18 protein-coding genes are annotated in these 22,584 nt (G+C 27.4%); 17 read left to right on the top strand and 1 reads right to left on the bottom strand.

The features are described 5' to 3' along the window. The first annotated feature begins 272 nt into the window (after positions 1-272). Both CLTHE_RS08605 and CLTHE_RS08600 read left to right on the top strand, forming a co-directional pair. Complete coding sequence (locus CLTHE_RS08605; RefSeq protein ID WP_080022896.1) at positions 273-2,975, top strand: SH3 domain-containing protein; 2,703 nt, start codon at positions 273-275, stop codon at positions 2,973-2,975. Between the two features lie 217 nt (positions 2,976-3,192). Next, on the top strand, positions 3,193-4,923 hold the full coding sequence (locus CLTHE_RS08600) for a ferredoxin hydrogenase (protein WP_080022895.1): 1,731 nt from the start codon (positions 3,193-3,195) through the stop codon (positions 4,921-4,923). A 108-nt stretch (positions 4,924-5,031) separates the two neighbouring features. Here the strand turns inward: CLTHE_RS08600 and CLTHE_RS08595 are convergent, their stop codons facing one another. Next, positions 5,032-6,300 carry an ArsB/NhaD family transporter gene (locus CLTHE_RS08595; RefSeq protein ID WP_080022894.1) on the bottom strand — a complete coding sequence of 423 codons (1,269 nt, stop codon included), beginning with the start codon at positions 6,298-6,300 and terminating at the stop codon, positions 5,032-5,034. 485 nt (positions 6,301-6,785) lie between these two features. Here CLTHE_RS08595 and CLTHE_RS08590 point away from each other — a divergent pair, with 485 nt between their 5' ends. The 15 genes from CLTHE_RS08590 to CLTHE_RS17215 all read left to right on the top strand — a co-directional run. Further along, entirely contained in the window at positions 6,786-10,532 is a 3,747-nt protein-coding gene (locus tag CLTHE_RS08590) for a phosphoribosylformylglycinamidine synthase (RefSeq protein WP_080022893.1), read from the top strand. A 30-nt stretch (positions 10,533-10,562) separates the two neighbouring features. Further along, on the top strand, positions 10,563-11,042 hold the full coding sequence (purE, locus tag CLTHE_RS08585) for a 5-(carboxyamino)imidazole ribonucleotide mutase (protein ID WP_080022892.1): 480 nt from the start codon (positions 10,563-10,565) through the stop codon (positions 11,040-11,042). Continuing rightward, the gene (gene purC, locus CLTHE_RS08580) at positions 11,042-11,752 is read left to right on the top strand and encodes a phosphoribosylaminoimidazolesuccinocarboxamide synthase (RefSeq protein ID WP_080022891.1); all 711 of its coding nucleotides are present in this window, start codon (positions 11,042-11,044) and stop codon (positions 11,750-11,752) included. Before purE ends, purC begins: the two co-directional genes overlap by 1 nt. Before the next feature lie 26 nt (positions 11,753-11,778). Further along, positions 11,779-13,230, top strand: a complete 1,452-nt coding sequence (purF, locus tag CLTHE_RS08575; RefSeq protein WP_080022890.1) for an amidophosphoribosyltransferase — start codon at positions 11,779-11,781, stop codon at positions 13,228-13,230. Next, complete coding sequence (purM, locus tag CLTHE_RS08570) at positions 13,224-14,225, top strand: phosphoribosylformylglycinamidine cyclo-ligase (RefSeq protein ID WP_080022889.1); 1,002 nt, start codon at positions 13,224-13,226, stop codon at positions 14,223-14,225. Before purF ends, purM begins: the two co-directional genes overlap by 7 nt. Continuing rightward, a complete protein-coding gene (gene purN / locus CLTHE_RS08565; RefSeq protein WP_080022888.1) occupies positions 14,213-14,833 on the top strand; it encodes a phosphoribosylglycinamide formyltransferase in 621 nt (206 codons plus the stop codon). The genes purM and purN overlap by 13 nt, the downstream gene beginning before the upstream one ends. Further along, positions 14,830-16,335, top strand: a complete 1,506-nt coding sequence (purH, locus tag CLTHE_RS08560; RefSeq protein ID WP_080022887.1) for a bifunctional phosphoribosylaminoimidazolecarboxamide formyltransferase/IMP cyclohydrolase — start codon at positions 14,830-14,832, stop codon at positions 16,333-16,335. The genes purN and purH overlap by 4 nt, the downstream gene beginning before the upstream one ends. 99 nt (positions 16,336-16,434) lie before the next feature. Continuing rightward, positions 16,435-17,685, top strand: a complete 1,251-nt coding sequence (gene purD, locus CLTHE_RS08555; protein ID WP_080022886.1) for a phosphoribosylamine--glycine ligase — start codon at positions 16,435-16,437, stop codon at positions 17,683-17,685. A gap of 124 nt (positions 17,686-17,809) precedes the next feature. Next, entirely contained in the window at positions 17,810-18,193 is a 384-nt protein-coding gene (locus CLTHE_RS08550) for a hypothetical protein (protein WP_143324047.1), read from the top strand. Positions 18,194-18,373: 180 nt separating this feature from the next. Beyond that, positions 18,374-18,517, top strand: a complete 144-nt coding sequence (locus CLTHE_RS08545; protein ID WP_169840832.1) for a hypothetical protein — start codon at positions 18,374-18,376, stop codon at positions 18,515-18,517. Between the two features lie 110 nt (positions 18,518-18,627). After that, a complete protein-coding gene (locus CLTHE_RS08540; protein ID WP_080022883.1) occupies positions 18,628-19,497 on the top strand; it encodes a methionyl aminopeptidase in 870 nt (289 codons plus the stop codon). A gap of 274 nt (positions 19,498-19,771) precedes the next feature. Beyond that, a complete protein-coding gene (locus tag CLTHE_RS08535; RefSeq protein WP_080022882.1) occupies positions 19,772-20,620 on the top strand; it encodes a DegV family protein in 849 nt (282 codons plus the stop codon). Positions 20,621-20,716: 96 nt separating this feature from the next. Beyond that, positions 20,717-21,520: a putative ABC transporter permease gene (locus CLTHE_RS08530; protein WP_158082694.1), complete on the top strand. Its 804-nt coding sequence runs from the start codon at positions 20,717-20,719 to the stop codon at positions 21,518-21,520. A gap of 65 nt (positions 21,521-21,585) precedes the next feature. Beyond that, positions 21,586-22,248 carry a tRNA (guanosine(46)-N7)-methyltransferase TrmB gene (gene trmB / locus CLTHE_RS08525; protein ID WP_002597310.1) on the top strand — a complete coding sequence of 221 codons (663 nt, stop codon included), beginning with the start codon at positions 21,586-21,588 and terminating at the stop codon, positions 22,246-22,248. A gap of 166 nt (positions 22,249-22,414) precedes the next feature. Further along, positions 22,415-22,584: PAS domain-containing protein (locus CLTHE_RS17215; protein WP_143324046.1), on the top strand; the 170-nt coding region annotated here is incomplete at its 3' end.

The following is a 22,584-nucleotide window of genomic DNA, read 5'->3' as shown; positions in this document are numbered from 1 at the left end:
GTTATTGAGTTTTTAGTTTAATAAGAAAAGACTTTTTCAGAAAAGAAAAAGTCTTTTTTTTATATTTAAAATAACAATAAATTTAAGATTATTTATATTTAGAAAAAATAAATAAAATGAAAATAAAATTAATTAATAATTAATTAATTTAATAAAGTGGAAAGATTATGTATTTTACCTTTACATGGAAAAATATAAGTATTAATATCAAATTATGAATTCACCAAAATTTGGCTAATTAAATTCTATTACAAAAGATAAGGGAGACAACTATGAAAAAAAAGAAAATTGCAAAAATCATAGCAACAAGTATGTTAATAACTACTACAATAATTTCAACACCAACATTAGCTGCTTTTGCTGAAACTACAACAGTTAAATATTCACAAGAACAAAATGTAAATGAAGTTCAAAAAGGAAATGGACAAGCTAATACTGTTGTTGAAAGTAGCAATAAAGAAAATTCTATTCAAAATAAAAAAGAAGAAAAAAGCAATGTAAATGAAATAAAAAATAATGAATCTAAAATAGTAAATACAAAAGAAAATAAAAATGAAAATAAAACAGAAAATAAAAATGAAAATAAAAATAAAATAGAAAATAGTAATAAAGCCCAAGTAGAAAAATCTAATGAAAGTGAAACTATAAAGGTAATAAAAGAGAGTACAAAAGCTAGTACAACTAAAAAAGATACTGAAAAAGCTATAGCAGCACCAGCTCAATTAGTAGCTATAAATCTTAAAACTGGTAAAATAGTAAACAAAACTGAAGAACAAAAAAGAGAAGCTATAAATAATTTAGCTGTTAAATTTACTGGATATGATGCATCAAATACTTACAATAATGATAATATTCATCAATTAAAAAATGCAGTATCATTTTCTTCAAAAACTAATGAAAAACTTTATAATTATATGTTAAGTGCAAATAATAGATGGAAAGCTCAAAATGAAGCTATTAACTTACATGGTGGAGATGCATCAAATACTTGCGTATTTTTCTTATCTTCTGCTTTAAGAGCTATAGGAGTTCCTATACCAACTTCTACAGGATATTGTGGAACTCTTAAAGAAAATTTACAAAGTTTAGGATGGACTGTTCATTATGATTTAAAAAATCTAAAACCAGGAGATGTATGTTTTGCTAGCAATGCTCATGTATATACTTTTATGGGATGGGCTAATGCTGAACACACTGATGCTTGGGTTGCTGATAACCAATTTACTTGGTATGGATCTAATATTCATGTTAGAGATACAGGTTCTAATAAATATACAGATCCAACAACATGTTACTATACTGCACCAGGAGAAGAAGTTAATACTGGGGGAAATCCAAATGAAAATGTAAATCCTAATTATAGTCCATATGGAATAGGAACTGTAAATATTAATGGATTAAATGTAAGAAGTGAAATGAGCACTAGTTCACAAATACTAGGAGTTTTGAATTATGGGTATAGAGTTCAAATATGGGAAGATTGTGGAGATTGGTATAAAATAAATTATAATGGGCGTGATGCTTATGTATGGAAAGCATATGTTACAGGACATGGTCCAGAGCATCCAAATAGTGTTCATATAACAAATCAATATCCTATAATAGGAACAGGAATTGTAGATTTTAAAGGTGGACCTTTTACTTATATAACATGTAGACCAGATTGGAATAATTCAGGTGTAGGAAAATTATACAATGGAACAAAGGTATCAATAACTGGAGAAAGTGGAAATTGGTATAGAATAAATTATAAAGATGGATCTGCATGGATATGTAAAGACAGAGTAGATACTTCATTAAATAAAAATGATGAAAATAAACCTGCACCAGAAAAAGAAATAAAAGCAAATATATCTTATAAAACTAATTATAATGATGGAAAGACTGTAGAAAGTTCATCTAATAAAGAAAATATAGATTTTACTGGAGAATATTCAAAAGTTTTAGCAGCTAACGAAGCAAAAATACCAACAGGATATAATGTAGTAAAAACTATTATAAATGGAGTAGAAGTTCCATATGGTTCTAAATTTAGAATAACAAAAGATAAAAACATTCAAATATTAAATAATTCTAATGAAGTTGTAAAAGAAATAAAAAATAATAATAAAGATGAAAATATAGATATTACTTATGTATTAGGAAATAAATTTATAGAAAAAACAGGAGTAGTAGACTTTAAAGAAGGACCATTTACTTATATAACATGTAGACCAGATTGGAATAATTCAGGAGTAGGACAATTATACAATGGAACAGAAGTAAAAATTGTAGGAGAAAGTGGAAACTGGTATCAAATAGTTTATGGAAATGGAACAGCATGGATATGTAAAGATAGAGTAGATACATCTGTGAAAAAAATAGCAGAAACAGGAGTAGTAGACTTTAAAGAAGGGCCATTTACTTATATAACATGTAGACCAGACTGGAATAACTCTGGAGTAGGTCAATTATACAATGGAACAGAAGTAAAAATTGTAGGAGAAAGTGGAAACTGGTATCAAATAGTTTATGGAAATGGAACAGCATGGATATGTAAAGATAGAGTAGATACATCTATGAAAAAAATAGCAGAAACAGGAGTAGTAGACTTTAAAGAAGGACCATTTACTTATATAACATGTAGACCAGATTGGAATAACTCTGGAGTAGGTCAATTATACAATGGGACAGAAGTAAAAATTGTAGGAGAAAGTGGAAACTGGTATCAAATAGTCTATGGAAATGGAACAGCATGGATATGTAAAGATAGAGTTAATACATCTGTGAAAAAAATAGAAAAAACAGGAGTGGTAGACTTTAAAGAAGGACCATTTACTTATATAACATGTAGACCAGATTGGAATAACTCTGGAGTAGGTCAATTATACAATGGAACAGAAGTGAAAATTGTAGGAGAAAGTGGAAACTGGTATCAAATAATTTATGGAAATAGAACAGCATGGATATGCAAAGATAGAGTAAAAATATCTTAAAATTAAAATGAATAATAAAAACTCTCATTTTTAATAAGTGAGAGTTTTTTTATTTTGGGATTTAAATTTAATAAATATTATGGATTAGTTTTATTAAGATATTTTGCAATAGATTAAATTTTATAAAAATATTATTTAATTACAAAATTAATAAAGAATAATAAAAGTAATTTATGGAAATTATAAAAGGAGAATTGAACTTTAGGAGGATGATTTTTTGAGTACATTAACTATAAATAATATTAAAATAGATTTTGAAGGAGAAAAAACTATTTTAGAATTAGCTAGAGAAAATAATATAAATATACCTGCTTTATGTTATTTTAAAGAATGTTATCATAAGGGAATTTGTGGATTATGTTTAGTTAAAATAGAGGGAAAAGATGGATTTTTCAGAGCATGTTCAACAAAAGCTGAAGATGGCTTAATAGTAAGTAGTGAAGCTGAAGATGTAAAGGAAAAGGTAAGAGGTGAAGTAGTAAAAATTCTTAATAACCATGATTTTAAATGTGGAGTATGTAAAAGAAGAGAAACTTGTGAACTTTTAAAAGTAGTAATAAAGACTAGAGCTAAACAAGAAAAGCCTTTTAATGTTGAAGATAAAAATAAAACCATAGATGATAGAAGTCATTCACTTGTGCTAAATAGGCAAAGATGTATTAAATGTGGAAGATGTGTTGCAATGTGCAGAGAAGAAACCACTACTAAGTCAATAATATTTCATGATTTAGAAGATGGAGAAAGAATTGTAGGTTCTAGAGATTTAAAAAATTTTGATGAAACTAGATGTCTTCTTTGTGGTCAATGTGTAACAGCTTGTCCTGTTGATGCTCTTCAGGAAAAATCACATATTGAAATAGTAGAAGAAGCATTAAATGATCCTAATAAACATGTGATTGTTGCAATGGCACCAGCTGTTAGAGCTGCTTTTGGAGAACAATTTAATATGGGATTTGGAGTTGATGTTACAGGAAAAATTTATACTGCATTAAGAATGATAGGGTTTGATAAAATTTTTGATATAAATTTTGGAGCTGATGCAACTATAATGGAAGAAGCAGCTGAATTTATAGAAAGAATTAAAAATGGAGGAGCTCTTCCTATGTTTACATCTTGTTGTCCGGGATGGATAAGATTAGTTGAGCATTATTTTCCAGAACTAATTCCTAATTTATCAAGCACTAAATCACCTCAACAAATATTTGGTGCAGCAAGTAAAAGCTACTATTCTCATATATCAGGAATAAAGTCGGAAAATATATTTACTGTAACTATTATGCCATGTATAACAAAGAAATTTGAAATGAATAGACCTGAAATGGAGAATGATGGTATAAGGAATATAGATGCAGTTTTAACTTCAAAAGAACTTGGAAGAATGATAAAAGCTAGAAAGATAAGTTTTAAAGAGTTAGAAGAAAGTGAAGCAGATGAAGCTATGGGAATGTATAGTGGAGCTGGAGCAATATTTGGAGCAACAGGAGGAGTTATGGAAGCAGCTCTTAGAACAGCTGTTGACAAATTAGAAGGCCGTGATATTGAAGATATAGATTATACTGAGGTAAGAGGATTTCAAGGAATTAAAGAATCTACTATAACTATAAATGGAGAAGAACATAGAATAGCAGTTGTTAATGGAGCTTCAAACTTCTTTAAATTTGTTGAAGAGGGAAATTTAAAAAAAGGTTATAGTTTAGTTGAAGTTATGGATTGTTCTGGAGGTTGTATAAATGGAGGAGGTCAACCTCAAGTTTCATCTATAGATAGAGAAAAGTTTGATTTTAGAAAACTTAGAGCAAGTGTTTTATATAATCAGGACGCTAAAAAATTACCTAAAAGAAAATCATATCAAAATCCAGCAATAATAAAAATGTATGAAAGTTATATAGGAGAACCTGGAAAAGGAAGAGCACATGAACTATTCCATACTACTTATAGAGTAAGATAAAATTAATAAAGTTAAATAGATAAAATTTTGTAAAAATAGAACGCTTATTTATTTTAATATTTTAAATAAATAAGCGTTTTATCTTATTAAGATTATCTATTAATTTTATTAGTAATATAAAATTAATAGATAAATTGAGCAAATAATTATAGATAAAATCATTAATGGAAAGCCAAGTTTAAAATAATCTTTAAAACTTATAGGATATCCTTCTCTTTCTGATATTTCAGATAGAACTATATTTGCAGATGCTCCTATTAAACTTCCATTTCCACCTAGACAAGCACCTAAGGATATAGCCCACCAAAGAGGAATAATATCTATTCCTTTATTACCTAAAGAAATTATTAAAGGAATTAATGCAGCTACAAAAGGTATATTATTTAAGAATGAAGATATTATTGCAGCTCCAAAAAGTGTAATTAAAAGAAGTAGAATAGGATTAGATTTTCCGTAAGTTATTAAAAGGTTTGAAATTAAATTTATTACACCAGTTTGTTCAATACCACCTACTAAAACAAATAAACCTATAAAAAATAATATAGAACTCCATTCAACATCCATTATTACATTTTCAATAGGTTCTTTGGAAATGAGTAATAATACACAAGCTCCTAATATTGCGATAGTTCCAATATTTAAATTTATTTTATTGCTAACTATAAATCCTAATAATACAAAAATTATAACTATAAATCCTTGAATTAAAAGCTTTTTATTTTTTATTGATTCTTTAGGATTTAAATTTTGAAGTTTTTCTTTATGTATTTCTTTAATTTGTAACTCTTTTTTATAAACAAAATAAATTGTAAGTATTGTTACTATTAAAATAAAAAATGTTATTGGAAAAAGATGAATCAAAAAAGAGTTAAAAGATAAGTGTGCAGAACTACCAATCATTATATTTGGAGGATCACCAATTAAAGTACCTGTTCCTCCAATATTTGAAGCAAATATTTCATTAAACACAAATGGAAGTGGATTTACTTTAAGAATTTTTGTTATAAGAAAAGTTACTGGCCCCATTAATAAAACTGTAGTTACATTATCTAAAATACCAGATAGTAATGCTGTTATTATACCTAAAAATAATAGTATCTTAAAAATATTACCTTTACATATTTTTGTGGTTAAGATTGCAATATATTCAAAAAAGCCAGTTTTCTTAAAAATAGAAACTATGAGCATCATTCCTATTAGAACTGAAATTGTATTAAAGCTAATATAATATGTAACTTTATCTAATGGGATTACTCTAAAGACTACCATTAATACAGCACCTGTTAAAGCTAAAACAGTTGAATCAAATTTATTGCTCATTATTCCTATCAAAACAATTAAAAATATAGTTATTGAAATTATCTGTAGTAAGTCCATAATAATTATTTTTTCATTTGAAAAAATAGTGCCTCCTTTCTGTTTCAAAATTTATTTTAGTTATATGTCTAATATAAAATTATAACAAATATAACAAAAAATTTTTTGAATATAAAAAGAGAATTATAAATAAACTATTAATGACCTTTCAGGCAAAAAGGTTACGTAGGTTTAGTATTGCTAGCATTTTATATGCTAGCTTTTTTCTTATTAGAGAAAAGAAAGTATAAAAACGTCAGTAATAATTTGAAAAAAATACCAAAAATGCAAATTTAGAAAAGTATTTAAAATATAAAAAGGAAGAAAAAAGAAGAAATTTACGAATTATAAAATAAAATATTATTTATATAATTCTTAATATAACGAATAATAAATAAAAATATAATGATAATGTTGACTTTTTATATTTCAAATGATATTCTTTAATTACCAAGGGATAATATGGAAAAATAAAATAAACTTTAAATATTATTGGAGGGAAAAGCATGGCTTGTATTAGAACTATATTCGTTGAGAAAAAAGAAGGATTTAATGTTGAGGGAAAATTACTTTTAGAAGATTTTAGAGAAAATCTTTCTATTTCAAATTTAGAAAAAGTTAGAGTGTTAAATAAATATATAATTGGAGAAATGGAAGAAGATTATTATAAAAAAGCTTTAAAAACAATTTTTTCAGAATTGCCTGTAGATAATATATATGAAGGAAGTTTTAAGTTAAATAAAAATGAAATAGCATTTGGAGTAGAATTTTTACCAGGTCAATATGACCAAAGAGCTGATTCAGCTTCTGAATGTATAATGCTTTTAACTAAAGAAGATAGAGTTGATGTTAAATCAGGAAAAGTTATTATTTTAGAAGGAAATCTAACTTTAGAAGAAATAGAAAAAATAAAAAATTATTATATAAATCCAGTTGATTCAAGAGAAGTAGATATAAATTCTAATGAGTTAATAAATGAATATAGAGAGCCAAAAGATGTAGAAGTCCTAGAAGGTTTTAGAGAAAAAAATTTAGAACAACTAAAAGAATTTCATAAAGAATTGGGACTAGCTATGAGTATAGGAGATTTAGAAATGATAAGAAAATACTTTTTATCAGAAGATAGAGATCCTAGTATAACAGAAATAAAAGTTATTGATACTTATTGGTCTGATCATTGCAGACATACTACTTTTTTAACTTCTATAAAAGAGATAGAAATTGAAGAAGGAAAATATAATATTCCTGTTAAGAAAGCATATGAAGCATATTTAAATTCTAGAGATTATGTTTATGGAAAAGATACAACTAGAGATATAAACTTAATGGATTTAGCTGTTATATGTATGAAAGAATTAAGAAAAAGAGGGCTAACAGAAGATTTAGATATATCAGATGAAATAAATGCGTGTTCAATAAATATAAATGTAGAAACAGATAAAGGAATAGAAGAATATCTACTTATGTTTAAAAATGAAACACATAATCATCCAACAGAAATAGAACCTTTTGGAGGAGCTGCAACTTGTCTTGGAGGAGCTATAAGAGATCCACTTTCAGGAAGAACTTATGTATATGGAGCTATGAGAGTTACTGGAGCTGCAGATCCTACAGTTGAAATTGAAAAAACAATAAAAGGAAAACTTCCTCAAAGAAAGATAACTTTAGGAGCTGCTAGTGGATATAGTTCGTATGGAAATCAAATTGGATTAGCAACTGGACAAGTTGATGAAGTATATCATCCAAATTATGCTGCTAAAAGAATGGAAATTGGAGCAGTTATTGCAGCAGCACCAAAAGAAAATGTTAGGCGTGAAGAACCTAGTCTTGGAGATGTTGTAATTTTACTTGGAGGAAAAACAGGAAGAGATGGTATTGGTGGAGCAACAGGTTCATCTAAAGAACATACAGAAGATTCAATAAATGAATGTGGAGCTGAAGTTCAAAAAGGAAATCCACCAACAGAAAGAAAAATTCAAAGACTTTTCAGAAATAAAGAAGTTTGTAGAATGATAAAAAGATGTAATGATTTTGGGGCTGGTGGAGTTTCAGTTGCAATAGGAGAACTTTGCAGAGGTTTAGATATAGATTTAGATAAAGTTCCTAAAAAATATGAAGGATTAGATGGAACAGAAATTGCCATTTCAGAATCACAAGAAAGAATGGCTGTAGTAATAGAAAAAGAAAATATAGATAGATTTATAGAACTTTCAAATAAAGAAAATTTAGAAGCTGTTGTAGTTGCAAAAGTTACTGATACAGAAAGATTAAGAATGTTCTGGAGAAATAAATCTATAGTTGATATAAAGAGAAGCTTTTTAGATACAAATGGAGAAACTGGTGAGATAGATGTAAAAGTAAATGCTCCAGATAAATATCCATTTGAAATAGGAGAAGTAAATATAAAAGAGAAATGGATAGAAACACTTAATCATTTAAATGTTTGTGATAAAAAAGGATTAATAGAAAGATTTGATTCAACTATTGGAAGTGGAACTATACTTATGCCTTTAGGAGGAAAATATTCTAAAACACCTTCAGAAGGAATGGTATTTAAAATTCCTGTTGAAAATGGAGAATCAAAAGATGCTTCAATAATGACATATGGGTTTAATCCTGAGCTTGGAATGTGGAGCCCTTTCCATATGGCATATTATGCAGTAATAGAGTCTATAACAAAGCTTTCTTGTATAGGTGGAGATTATAGAAAAGCAAGACTTACTTTCCAAGAGTATTTTGAAAGACTTGGTGATAAAAAGGAAAGATGGGGAAAACCATTTTCAGCACTTTTAGGAGCATATAAAGCCCAAATGGATTTAGAAATACCAGCAATTGGAGGAAAAGATTCTATGTCAGGAAGCTTTGGAGAAATGGATGTACCTCCAACTCTTACTTCTTTTGCAGTAGGGATGATAAAAGCTGAAAAAGTTATATCACCAGAGTTTAAACAAATAGGTTCTAAAATAATTTTAGTTAAATCAGAAAAAGAAGAAGATGGAACATTAAATACTAATATGTTTAAAAAGAATTTATCTTCTCTAAATAAATTAATAAATAAAAATAAAGTACTAAGTGCATATTCACTTAAATTTGGAGGAGTATCTGAAGGATTAAGCAAGATGGCACTAGGAAATAAAATAGGAGTTGAGTTCAAATCTCTAACTAATGAAGAGTTATTTGGATTTAATTATGGAAGTTTTATTTTAGAAGTAAAAGAAGATTTAGAAGAAAAAGAATTTGGAGAAATGAACTTTAAAGTCATAGGAAAAACAATAGGAGAACCTGCAATTTGTTCAATTGATAGAGACTTTAAAGTTTCATTAGAAGAAATAAATGAAGAATATGAAAGAAAACTAAAAAATATATTTAAAACTAAAACAAAAGAGACAAAAGAAATAGTAGAAGAAAATTTATATAGAGAAAAAGGAAAAACTTCACCATTAATAAAAGTTGCAAAACCTAAAGTAGTTATTCCAGTATTTCCAGGAACAAACTGTGAATTTGATTGCAAGAGAGCTTTTGAAAAAGAAGGTGGAGAGGTTAGAGAAGTAATTTTAAGAAATTATAATAAAAATGCACTTTTAGAATCTCTTGAAATTTTGAAAAAAGAAATAGATAATTCACAAATAATAATGCTTCCAGGAGGATTCTCAGCAGGAGATGAACCAGATGGATCAGCTAAATTTATAGTTAATGTTTTAAGAAACGAAAAAATAAAAGAATCAGTTATGGAGCTTTTAAACAATAGAGATGGACTTATGTTAGGAATTTGTAATGGCTTCCAAGCCCTTATGAAATTAGGACTTCTTCCATATGGGGAAATATGTGATATAGAAGAAAACATGGGAACATTAACTTATAACAATATAAATAGACATATGTCATCAATGGTAAGAACAAAGATTGTATCAAAAAAATCACCTTGGTTTAATGAAGTAAATCTTGGAGATATACATTCAGTTCCAATATCACATGGTGAAGGAAGATTTGTTGCACCTAAAGAATTTTTAGAAACTCTTATTAAAAATGGACAAGTAGCTACTCAATATGTAGATTTTGAAGGAAATATATCAATGGATATGCCTCATAATCCAAATGGTTCTATGCTTGGAATTGAAGGTATTACAAGTCCAGATGGAAGAATATTAGGTAAAATGGCTCATTCAGAAAGAGTAGGAAAAAATCTTTATAAGAATATAGAAGGTAACTTTGAACAAGGATTATTTAAGTCAGGTATAAATTATTTTAAATAAATTATTTAAAAAATAAGGAGAGTGTATTTTATGAAAGTAGCAATATTTTTTGGAAGCAAATCAGATACTGATGTAATGAAAGGAGCAGCAAGTGCTTTAAAAGAGTTTGGAGTTGATTATAAAGCATTTGTACTTTCAGCTCATAGAGTACCAGAAAAATTAGAGGAAACTATAAAAGAAATTGAAAAAGAAGGTTGTGAAGTTATTATAGCAGGTGCCGGACTTGCAGCTCATCTTCCAGGAGTAATAGCATCACATACAGTATTACCTGTAATTGGAGTTCCTGTTAAGGCAGCAGTTGGAGGAATAGATTCACTTTTATCTATAGTTCAAATGCCAAAATCAATTCCAGTTGCAACAGTTGGAATAAATAATAGTTATAATGCAGGAATGTTAGCACTTCAAATGCTTTCATTAAAATACCCAGATATTAAAAATAAGTTACTAGATTTTAGAAAAGATATGAAACGAAAATTTATAGAAGAAAATGCTGAAGGAGTGGAATTATAATGGTTAATAAATATGAAAAGTTATATGAAGGAAAAGCAAAACAAATTTTTAGAACTGATAATGAGGAAAATGTAATAGTTCATTACAAAGATGATGCAACGGCTTTTAATGGAGAAAAGAAAGCTGAGATTCAAAATAAAGGTATCCTTAATAACCAAATAACATCAATGATTTTTCAAATGTTAAATAAAAATGGAGTTAAAACTCATTTTATAGAAAAATTAAATGATAGAGACCAACTTTGCAAAAAAGTAGAAATTGTACCTCTTGAAGTTATAGTTAGAAATGTTGCAGCGGGAAGTATGGCAAAAAGACTTGGATTAGAAGAAGGCTATAAATTAAAAACAACAGTTTTTGAACTTTCATATAAAGATGATTCATTAGGAGATCCACTTATAAATGATTATCATGCTGTAGGAATTGGAGCTACAACTTTTGAAGAATTAGAAAAAATTTATGAAATGACTGATAAAATAAATAATCTTTTAAAAGATTTCTTTAAAAAGCAAAATATAGATTTAATAGATTTTAAAATAGAATTTGGAAGACTTCCAAATGGAGAAGTTATATTAGCAGATGAGATATCACCAGATACATGTAGATTTTGGGATTCAACTACTGGAGAAAAACTAGATAAAGATAGATTTAGAAGAGACATGGGAAATGTAGAAGAAGCTTATATAGAAATATTAAAAAGAATAGAGTGCTAAAAATAAGTATTTAAGGGAGATTAAAAATGATAAATTCATCAATTGATATTATAGACCCTGCAAATGATAAGTTTAAAGATGAATGTGGTGTTTTTGGAATATATGTAAAAGAGCCAGTTGATGTTGCATCAGTAACTTATTATGGACTTTATGCACTTCAGCATAGAGGGCAAGAAAGTACAGGAATAGCAGTATCAAATGGAGAGGAAGTAAAAATTCATAAAGGTCTTGGAATAATAACAGAAGCTTTTAATAATGAAAATTTAGAAGAGTTAAAGAAAGCAAATGGGCATATAAGTATAGGTCATGTAAGATATTCAACAGCAGGAGCTAAAACAGTTGAAAATGCTCAACCACTTTTAACTAATACAAAACTTGGGCCAATAGCTATGGCTCATAATGGAAATCTTGTAAATGCAGATGTTATACGTGAATTATTAGAAGATGGAGGACATGTTTTTCATACTTCAGTAGATTCAGAAGTTTTAGCTTCACTTATAGCTAGAGGAGCGAAGAGAGGAATTGAAAGAGCAGTAGTTAATGCTATTTCAGCAGTTAGAGGATCTTTTGCTATGGTAATTATGACTAAAGATAAATTAATAGGTATAAGAGATCCTCATGGAATTAGACCTCTTTGTCTTGGAAAAATAAAAGAAGGATATATTCTTTCATCAGAAAGTTGTGCTTTAGATTCTATAGGTGCTGAATTAGTTCGTGACATAGAACCAGGAGAAATTGTAGTAATTGATGGAGATGGAGTCAAATCTATAAAATATTCAGAAGGAACTACATGTCAAACATGTGCTTTTGAATATATATACTTTGCAAGGCCAGATTCTATTATAGATGGATTAGATGTTTATCAAACTAGAATTAAGCAAGGTGAAGTTCTTTACGAAGAAAATAAAATAGAAGCAGATTTAGTTGTTGCAGTCCCTGATTCAGGAATTCCAGCTGCAATTGGATATTCAAGAGTATCAGGAATTCCTTATGATATAGGATTTGTTAAAAATAGATATATTGGAAGAACTTTTATAGCACCTTCTCAAGAACTTAGAGAAAGAGCAGTTGCAGTAAAACTAAATCCACTTAAGGTAAATGTTAAAGGAAAAAGAGTTATCCTTATAGATGATTCAATTGTTAGAGGAACTACTTCAAAACATCTTGTAGATTCTTTAAGAAGAGCAGGAGCAAAAGAAGTACATTTTCTTGTAGCATCTCCAGCAGTTAAATTTCCTTGTTATTTTGGAATAGATACTCCTTATAGAAGTGAGCTTATAGGAGCAAATAATTCTGTAGAAGAAATAAAAGAAATTATAGGATGTGATTCTTTAAGATATTTAAGTCTTGAAGGAATGTATAAAAGTTTTTATGGAAGAAGAAATTTTTGTGTAGGATGTTTTAATGGAGTATATCCAGTTTCTGCGCCAATGGAAAAATTAAATGAGAATCTTGAGGAGGAAGAAGTATTATGTTAACTTACAAGGATTCAGGAGTAAATATAGAAGAAGGTTATAAATCAGTTAAATTAATTCAAAACTATGCAAAAAGAACTATGAATGAGTATGTTTTAAATGGATTAGGTTCTTTCGGAGGAATGGTTGAATTACCTGAAGGTTATAAAAAACCAGTTCTTGTTTCAGGAACTGATGGAGTAGGAACTAAACTAGATATAGCTTGTAAAAAAAGAAAATATGATACTGTTGGAATAGATTGTGTGGCAATGTGTGTTAATGATATTCTTTGCCATGGAGCGAAACCATTATATTTTTTAGATTATGTAGCTTGTGGAAAACTTGAAGCAGAAGTTGCTGCTGATTTAGTAAAGGGAGTTTCAGAAGGATGTCTTCAATCAGATTGTGCTTTAATTGGTGGAGAAACAGCAGAAATGCCAGGTTTTTATAAAGAAGGAGATTATGATATTGCAGGATTTGCAGTAGGAATAGTTGAAAAAGATAAAATTGTAAGTGGAAAAGATATAAAAGAAGGAGACAAGCTTATAGGAATAGCTTCTTCGGGAATACACTCAAATGGATATTCACTTGTAAGAAAAATATTTACAGATTTAGATAGAGAATTTAATAATGAACCTATATATAAAACTCTTTTAGAGCCAACTAAAATTTATGTAAAACCAGTTTTAAAGATTTTAGAAAAATTTAATGTAAAAGGAATGGCTCATGTAACAGGTGGAGGATTCATAGAAAATGTTCCAAGAATGTTTAATGGAAGAGAATTTACAGCTGTTATAAAGACAAATAGTTTTCCAATTCCAGATATATTTTTAGAAATGGAGAGATTAGGTGTAAATAGAGAACACATGTATAATACATTCAATATGGGAATAGGATTTGTTTTATGTGTAGATGAAAAAGATGTTTATGATATTTTAAGAGAACTTGTCTCATGTGGCGAAAATGCTTATGAAATTGGATATATAACATCTGGAGGTGAAGGCATTTGTTTAAAATAGCAGTGCTTGCATCTGGTGGAGGAACTAATCTTCAAGCTATAATAGATAAAATTAAAGATGGATATATAAATGCTTCTATAGAGATAGTTATTGGAAGTAAAGACGGAATCTATGCTTTAGAGAGAGCAAAAAAAAATAATATAAAAACTTCTGTTGTTAGCAAAAAGGAATTCGGAAAAGAAACCTCTAATGAAATTCTAAAGCTTGTAGAAAATGTAGATTTAATAGTATTAGCTGGCTATCTTTCAATATTGGAAGGTGAAATTCTAAATAAATTTAAAAATAGAATAATAAATATTCATCCATCACTTATTCCAGCATTTTGTGGAGATAAAATGTATGGAGAATATGTTCATAAGGCAGTTATAGAAAAAGGGGTTAAATATTCAGGTTGTACAGTTCATTTTGTAAATGAAGAAGTAGATGGGGGAGCTATAATACTTCAAGATATAGTAAATGTAGACTTTAATGATACTTATGAAACTCTTCAAAAAAAGGTTTTAGTCAAAGAGCATATTGCTCTTCCAAAAGCTATAAAACTTATTAGCGAAGATAAGATTCATATAGTAGAAAATAAAGTTAATATAAAAGAAGAGGTGTGTATATGAAAAAAAGAGCTTTAATAAGTGTTTTTGATAAGGATGGAGTTTTAGAACTAGCAAAATTTTTAGAAGAAAGAGATGTAGAAATAATTTCTACAGGGGGAACTTTTAAATATCTAAAAGAAAATGGAGTAAATGTTATTGAAGTAAATGAAGTAACTAATTTTCCTGAAATGCTAGATGGAAGAGTTAAAACATTACATCCTCTTATACATGCAGGAATTTTAGCAATAAGAGATAAAGAAGATCACATGAATACTTTAAAAGAAAGAAATATAAATACAATTGATTATGTAGTTGTAAATTTATATCCATTTTTTAATAAAGTACGTGAAGATTTAACTTTTGAAGAAAAAATAGAGTTTATAGATATTGGTGGACCAACAATGCTTAGATCATCAGCTAAAAATTTTAGAGATGTTGTTGTTTTAAGTGATAAAAATGATTATAAGAGAGTTATGGATGAAATAAGTGAAAATGGTGAAGTTTCATTTAAATTAAGAAAAATTTTAGCTGGAAAAGTATTTAATTTAACTAATGCATATGATGCTGCTATATCAAATTTTCTTTTAGAAGGTGAAGAAGAATATCCTGAATATCTTTCAATTTCATATAAGAAAAAACAAAACCTAAGATATGGAGAAAATCCACATCAAAGTGCAGCTTATTATTCTTCAAATGAATTTGATGGTGCAATGAATAGCTTTGAAATTTTAAATGGAAAAGAATTATCATATAACAATATAAAAGATTTAGATATAGCGTGGAAAGTTTGCAATGAATTTGAAGAAATAGCTTGTTGTGCATTAAAACATAATACACCTTGTGGAGTTGCTATAGGGGATTCAGTTTTTGAAGTTTATAAAAAGGCTCATGATGCAGATCCTATATCAATATTTGGTGGAATAGTAGCTATAAATAGAGAAGTTGATGAAGAAACAGCAATTGAAATGAGCAAAATTTTCTTAGAAGTTGTTGCAGCGCCAAGTTTTACAGATGGAGCTTTAGAAGTATTAAAGAAAAAGAAAAATTTAAGAGTTATAAAATGTAATAAAAAGCCAAATGCTAAAAAGTTTATGGTTACAGTAGATGGTGGAATACTTGTTCAAGAAGAAGATTTGAAACTAAAAAATGAAATGAATGTTGTTACAGAAAAACAGCCAACAGAAAGTGAATTAAGAGATATGGAATTTGGTATGAAGGTTGTTAAATATGTGAAATCTAATGCTATTGTAGCTATAAAAGATGGAGTAGCAATTGGAATTGGTGGAGGTCAAGTAAATAGAATTTTGGCAACTACTGAAGCATTAGAAAGAGGAAAAGGAGCAACTATTTTAGCTTCAGATGCATTTTTCCCATTTAGAGATTGTGTAGATGAAGCTGCTAAATATGGAATAAAGGGAATAGTTCAACCAGGTGGTTCAATTAGAGATGAAGAATCAATAGTTGCATGTAATGAACATGGAATATCAATGGCATTTACTGGTGTAAGACATTTTAAACACTAAGGTTTATATAGCTATATGAAAAGTTTAATAATTAAATAAGCTTTTTCATATAGCTTTTTTCTTAATTATATATTTTAAATTGCCAAGGAGGATTTTAAGGTGAAGATTTTATTAGTAGGTTCAGGTGGAAGAGAGAGTGCAATAGCATTTAAGATAGCTCAAAATGAAAAAGTAGAAAAAATATATGTAGCTCCAGGAAATGGAGGAACTGCTACATATAAAAAATGTGAAAATGTGAATTTAACAGATATAGATGAACTTTTAGTTTTTGCTAAAAATAATAAAATTGATTTAACTGTTGTAGGACCAGAAGAACCTTTAACAAATGGAATAGTAGATAAATTCAAAAGTGAAGGGTTAAAAATATTTGGACCAGATAAAAAAGGGGCAGAACTTGAAGGAAGTAAGAGTTTTTCTAAAGACTTTATGAAAAAATATGGAGTTAGTACTGCAGAATATGAAGTTTTTTATGATCACAAAAAAGCTAAAGAATATTTAGAAAACTGTAATTATCCAATAGTTATAAAAGCAGATGGACTTGCAGCAGGAAAAGGTGTAGTTATTTGTAAAGAAAAAAAGACTGCATTAGAAACTATAGATTTATTTATGATTAATGATGTTTTTAAAGGTTCAGGAAAAAAAGTAGTTATTGAAGAATTTTTAGAGGGAATAGAAGCATCAATTTTATCTATAACAGATGGAAAAAGAATAATTCCATTTTTATCAGCAAAAGACCATAAGCAAATTTTTGATGGAAATAAAGGCCCTAATACAGGAGGAATGGGTGTTGTTTGTCCTAATCCATATGTAACAGAAGAAGTTTTAAAAGATTTTTATGAAAATATAATGGATAAGACTCTTATAGGAATACAAAAAGAAGAAATGGATTTTAAAGGAATAATTTTCTTTGGAATAATGATAACTAAAAATGGTGTTAAACTTTTAGAGTATAATGTTAGGATGGGAGATCCAGAAACACAATCTGTACTTACTTTAATGAAAACTGATCTTTTAGATTTAATAGAAAAAGCTATAGAAGGAAAGCTAGATAATGTAGAAGTTGAATGGGAAGAAGGATATTGTGTAAATGTAGTTATTTCTTCAAAAGGATATCCTGGAAAAGCAGAAACAGGTTATGAAATAAATATTGATAATGAAGAAATAAATAATATATTTATAGCTGGAGCAAAATTAGAAGATGGAAAACTTATAACAACTGGGGGAAGAGTTTTATCAGTTGTTGGAAAAGGAAGAACATTAAATGAAGCTAAAAATAATGCTTATAAAATTAGAGAAAAAGTAAATTTCTTTGGAGCTTATTGTAGAAGTGATATTGGTAGTGCAAAATAAGAACATTAAAGAGTTAATCAAAATATAGTATATTAAGGAGTATTCTTTAGAGTTAATGGAAAAAAAGATTATTTTCCACTTTCTTGAGTTTACTCAAGAAATATTTTTAGAGAAGGCAATTAAAATGGAAAGGCTAAATAGAATTTTCAAAGAAGCATCATTAAGGGCAGTAGTTTTCTCAAGAAAAAGCTTAGGAGTAAATCTAGATTTTTCAGAAGAAAGCTTAAAGGATTTAGATAATATACTAGATGTTTTTAGTAGAAATAAAAATATAGAAGATATAAATAAAGAAAAGTTAATAGATGTAGTAATGAGATTTGGAGGCTATCTAGGTGAGGTTATAAGTAAAAATATTTCTGGAAATTGGAATGAAACTGAAGAAAAAGAAATATTTCTTAGAGTTAATAATAAGATAGTTTATCCATTAAATATAGTTTATAAGAGAATAAAAATTGGAGAGCGAGCATCTATTGAATCTTGGTATAACAAATTTAAAAATAAATTTTAATTGATTATAAGAGTATGTTGTATATAATATACTCTTATAATTTTACAATTGAGAAAAAATAAAAAAATAGTGATAATTTGGAAAAAATATCGTATAATAAAAGTATATTAAATGTTTACAGGGAAAATAATTTTGAGAATTTGCTCAAATAAAAATTATAATTTTAAGGGGGATAGAATTATGGATTATAACAACATACCAAGTCTTGATAGTTACGTAGCAAAATATATGGATGAAAACGGATGTAGTTTAGAGCAAGCTTGTGAAGAATTAGAAATTGATAAAAATAAAGTTTTTAATCAATCTAGAGTGGGAGATTTTTAATAGTTAGAAGTAATTGGGGGAAGATCACTTCCCTCATTTTTATTATTTGAAAAAAGAAAAGTTTAGAATATAATATAGATATATAATTACTATAGAAAAGAGGCATGGATATGAAAATAAATAGAAATGATGAATGTTGGTGTGGAAGCGGAAAAAAATATAAAAAATGTCATATGGATTTTGATGAAAAGTATGAATTCATGAAAAAAAATGGATGCCTAATGCCAAATAGAAACTTAATAAAAAATGCTAAGCAAATAGAAATGATAAGAAAGAGTGCAGAAATAAATAATGGAGTTCTAGATTTAGTTGGAGAAAAAATTTGTGAAGGCATGTCAACTGAAGAAATAGATAAATTAGTTTATGATTATACAGTAGAACATGGAGCAATTCCAGCACCTCTTAATTATCAAGGATTTCCTAAAAGTGTTTGTACATCAATAAATGATGAAGTATGTCATGGAATACCTGATAAAAATATAATCCTTAAAGAAGGAGATATAATAAATGTAGATGTGTCTACTATAAAAGATGGATATTTTTCAGATGCATCAAGAATGTATATAATAGGAAAAACATCAGAAGAAGCTGAGAAGTTAGTAAGAGTAGCAAGAGAATGTCTTAAAAAAGGTGTTGAAGCTATTAAACCTTGGGGATTCCTTGGAGATATTGGTGAAGCTGTAGAAAAACATGCTCGTGAAAATGGATATAGTGTTGTTAGAGATTTTGGAGGACATGGAGTAGGACTTAAATTCCATGAAGATCCTTTTGTAGCACACGTAGGGAAAGCAGGAGAAGGAATGGTATTAGTTCCTGGTATGATATTTACAGTAGAACCAATGATAAATGAAGGTGGATTTGAAGTTTTTGTAGATGCTGATAATGATTGGACTGCATTAACTGAAGATGGTTCTTTATCAGCACAGTGGGAACATACAGTATTAGTAACAGATACAGGAATAGAAATATTAGCTTGGTAATTAAAAAGCCTTTCAAAATAAATATTTTGAAAGGCTTTTTTTTATTTATATAAAATAAAGATTAGTTAATAAAAATATTTAAATTATAAGAAAATAAATAATAAAATAATTTTTTCCTTTTAGATAATTTTATAAAAATTAGAGACTATATAGAAAATATTTTCTTAAATGATTAAATCAAATTAAAAATAAAGTTAAAAATATTATAAAAATGTTGCTAAATAATGAACAAAATGTTATAATTTGATTAATAGATAGGTAGGAGGAGTTAGGAATGGAAAAGATAGGGGTATTAACAGATAGCAGTTGCGATTTAACATTAGAAACTTTAAAAGAAAATAATATAGAAATGTTACCAATAAGAATTATATATAAGGAAAGAGAATTTTTAGATAAAATAACAATAACATCAGAGGAAATGTATGAAAGTTTATCAACAGAAATACCAACAACATCATTGCCTGATTTAAAAACTACTGATAAAATTTTGGACAAGTTTATTGATGAAGGTTATACAGATTTAATAATAGTGTGTGTATCAAATAAATTATCTGGAACACTTAATAGTATAAGATTAATTGCTGAAGAAAAGAGTGGAATTAACTTTCACTTTTTAGATACTAAAACATTAGGATATCCACAAGGAGCAATTGTTTTAGAAGTTGCTAAATTAGTTAAACAAGGAAAAACAGTTGAAGAAATTGTACAAGCTTTTGAGAGTATAAGAAATAGAACGCACGGATTTATAACATTTAACACATTAGAATATTTAAAACGTGGAGGAAGAATAGGTAAAATATCTGGAACTATAGGTGAAATATTACATATAAAGCCTATTGTATCTTCAGATGATGACGGTGAATTATATACATACACAAAAACTAGAGGAAGAAAAAAAGCCATTTCAAAGATGAAAAACATTTTATTTGAATATTTAGAAAAAAGTAAATGTAGAGTTTGGGTTTTAAGTGGAGCTGCTGATGAAGAAGCAAAAGAATTTTTTGAAAAAGTAAAAGGACATGAAAATATAATAGATATATCATTAGAGCAAATCGGAGCTGCAATGGGTATTCATACTGGGCCAGGAGCTTTAGGGTTATGTATATTAGAAGAGAATGTATAAAACATTCTCTTCTTATTTTAATAAATTTATAATTATATTGCTAAAAAAGTTAAAAATAGTATAATATAATTGGTATAAATTAAATGAGGTGATATTTTGGAGGTACTTATTTTATATTTTTCAATTTATAGTATTATAGGTTGGATATGCGAATGTATTTATTGTGCTGCTATAGATAGAGTATGGGTAAATAGAGGATTTCTGAATGGACCAGTTTGTCCTGTTTATGGAGTTGGTTCATTAAGTGTTATATTTCTTTTAAGTAGATTTAAAGATAATATTTTCTTACTTTTTATAATAGCTGTTATTATAACTACTATAGTTGAATATATTACAGCTGTAGTATTAGAAAAGTTATTTAATTTAAAATGGTGGGATTATTCTAACTATAAATTCAATTATAAAGGAAGAATATGTTTATTAAATTCAACTTTATTTGGAATAGGATCTGTAATATTGGTGAAATTTATACAACCAATTGTAGCTGTATTTGTAAATGGAATAAATAAAGAATATGGATTAATTATAAGTGTAATATGTTTAATAGCATTTTTAGTTGATTTTGTAGTAACTATACTTTCTTTAATAAATATGAAGAATGTAATGGAAAGAATGTGTGCTATAAAAGAAGAATTTAAGCTATTAGAAGTTAAAATAGAGAAATTTAATTCTAGTGATTTAAAAATAAATTTTAATAAAATGAAAGATAAAGCAGATTTAAATGAGGTTAAAATTAAGTTTGAAGAATTCTCCAGTATACTAAAAGAGTTAAAGGAAAATTCAGCTGTGCAAAAAAGGTTGCTTAGAGCTTTTCCAAATGTAAAGTCTTTAAAATATGGAAAGCAATTTAAAGATTTAAAACTTAATTTATTTGAGTATTGGAATAAGAAAAAGAGATAAGCTTGTTATAATATAAGTAAAAATGTATAATGGGTAATGAAATTTAAAAATATGGAGTGAACTATATGAGATTAAGAAAAAAACCGTGGGCTAGACCTGAGCTTGAAGCATGCCATTTTTTTGTTGTAGATCCAAATTCAAAAAAAGGAACTTGGAAAAATGACTTTAAAAATTCAAATAATCCAATATACTTAGAACTAGGATGCGGAAAAGGTACTTTTGTAGCTACTCATGCATCTTCAAATACTAATATAAATTATATTGCTATAGATATAAAAGATGAAGTTTTAGTGTTAGCTAAAAGAAATATAGAAAAAGCATTTGAAGAAAAAGATATAAAAGACATAGATAACGTTAGACTTATGGCAAAAGAAATTGCATTAATAAATGAGATGCTAGATAAAAATGATATAGTAGATAGAATATATATAAATTTCTGTAATCCATGGCCAAAAGAAAAACATAAGAAAAGAAGACTTACTCATCCAAGACAACTTAATCAATACAAAGAGTTTTTAAATAGTGAAGGTGAAATTTGGTTTAAAACAGATGATGATGAACTTTTTGAAGAATCATTAGAATATTTTGAAGAATCAGGCTTTAAAATTGATTATATAACTAGAGATTTACATAATAGTGGATTTGAATATAATGTGATCACAGAGCATGAAGCTATGTTCACTAAAGAAGGAATAAAAACTAAATTTTTAATTGCAAAAATAAAATAATATATTATTTAGTAGCTAGTTTTTACTAGCTACTTTTTTTATAAAATTATCAAAATTAAAGTCATATTTTTAAATAGGAGATTAATAAAGGGTATTATTTGTAAATATTTAGTTGAAAATATTTTAGCGGGTTTTTATAAGTAGTATTATTAAGATAAAGATTTATATGTATATGGAGGGCATTAAATTGCAATTAATAAAATCACTAATAGAAAATTTCCCATTTGGAATTTGGATTGAAGATGAAGAGAAAAAAATAAATACTGTAAATTTAAAATTTTTAGAGCTATTTAATTGTGAAAAAGAAAAAATAATGGGAAAAACATTCTATAACTT

The sequence above is a fragment of the Clostridium thermobutyricum DSM 4928 genome (assembly GCF_002050515.1).
GTDB lineage: Bacteria > Bacillota > Clostridia > Clostridiales > Clostridiaceae > Clostridium > Clostridium thermobutyricum.
Note: the sequence above shows the minus strand (reverse complement) of the source record. Positions and strands in the feature narration are given on the sequence as shown.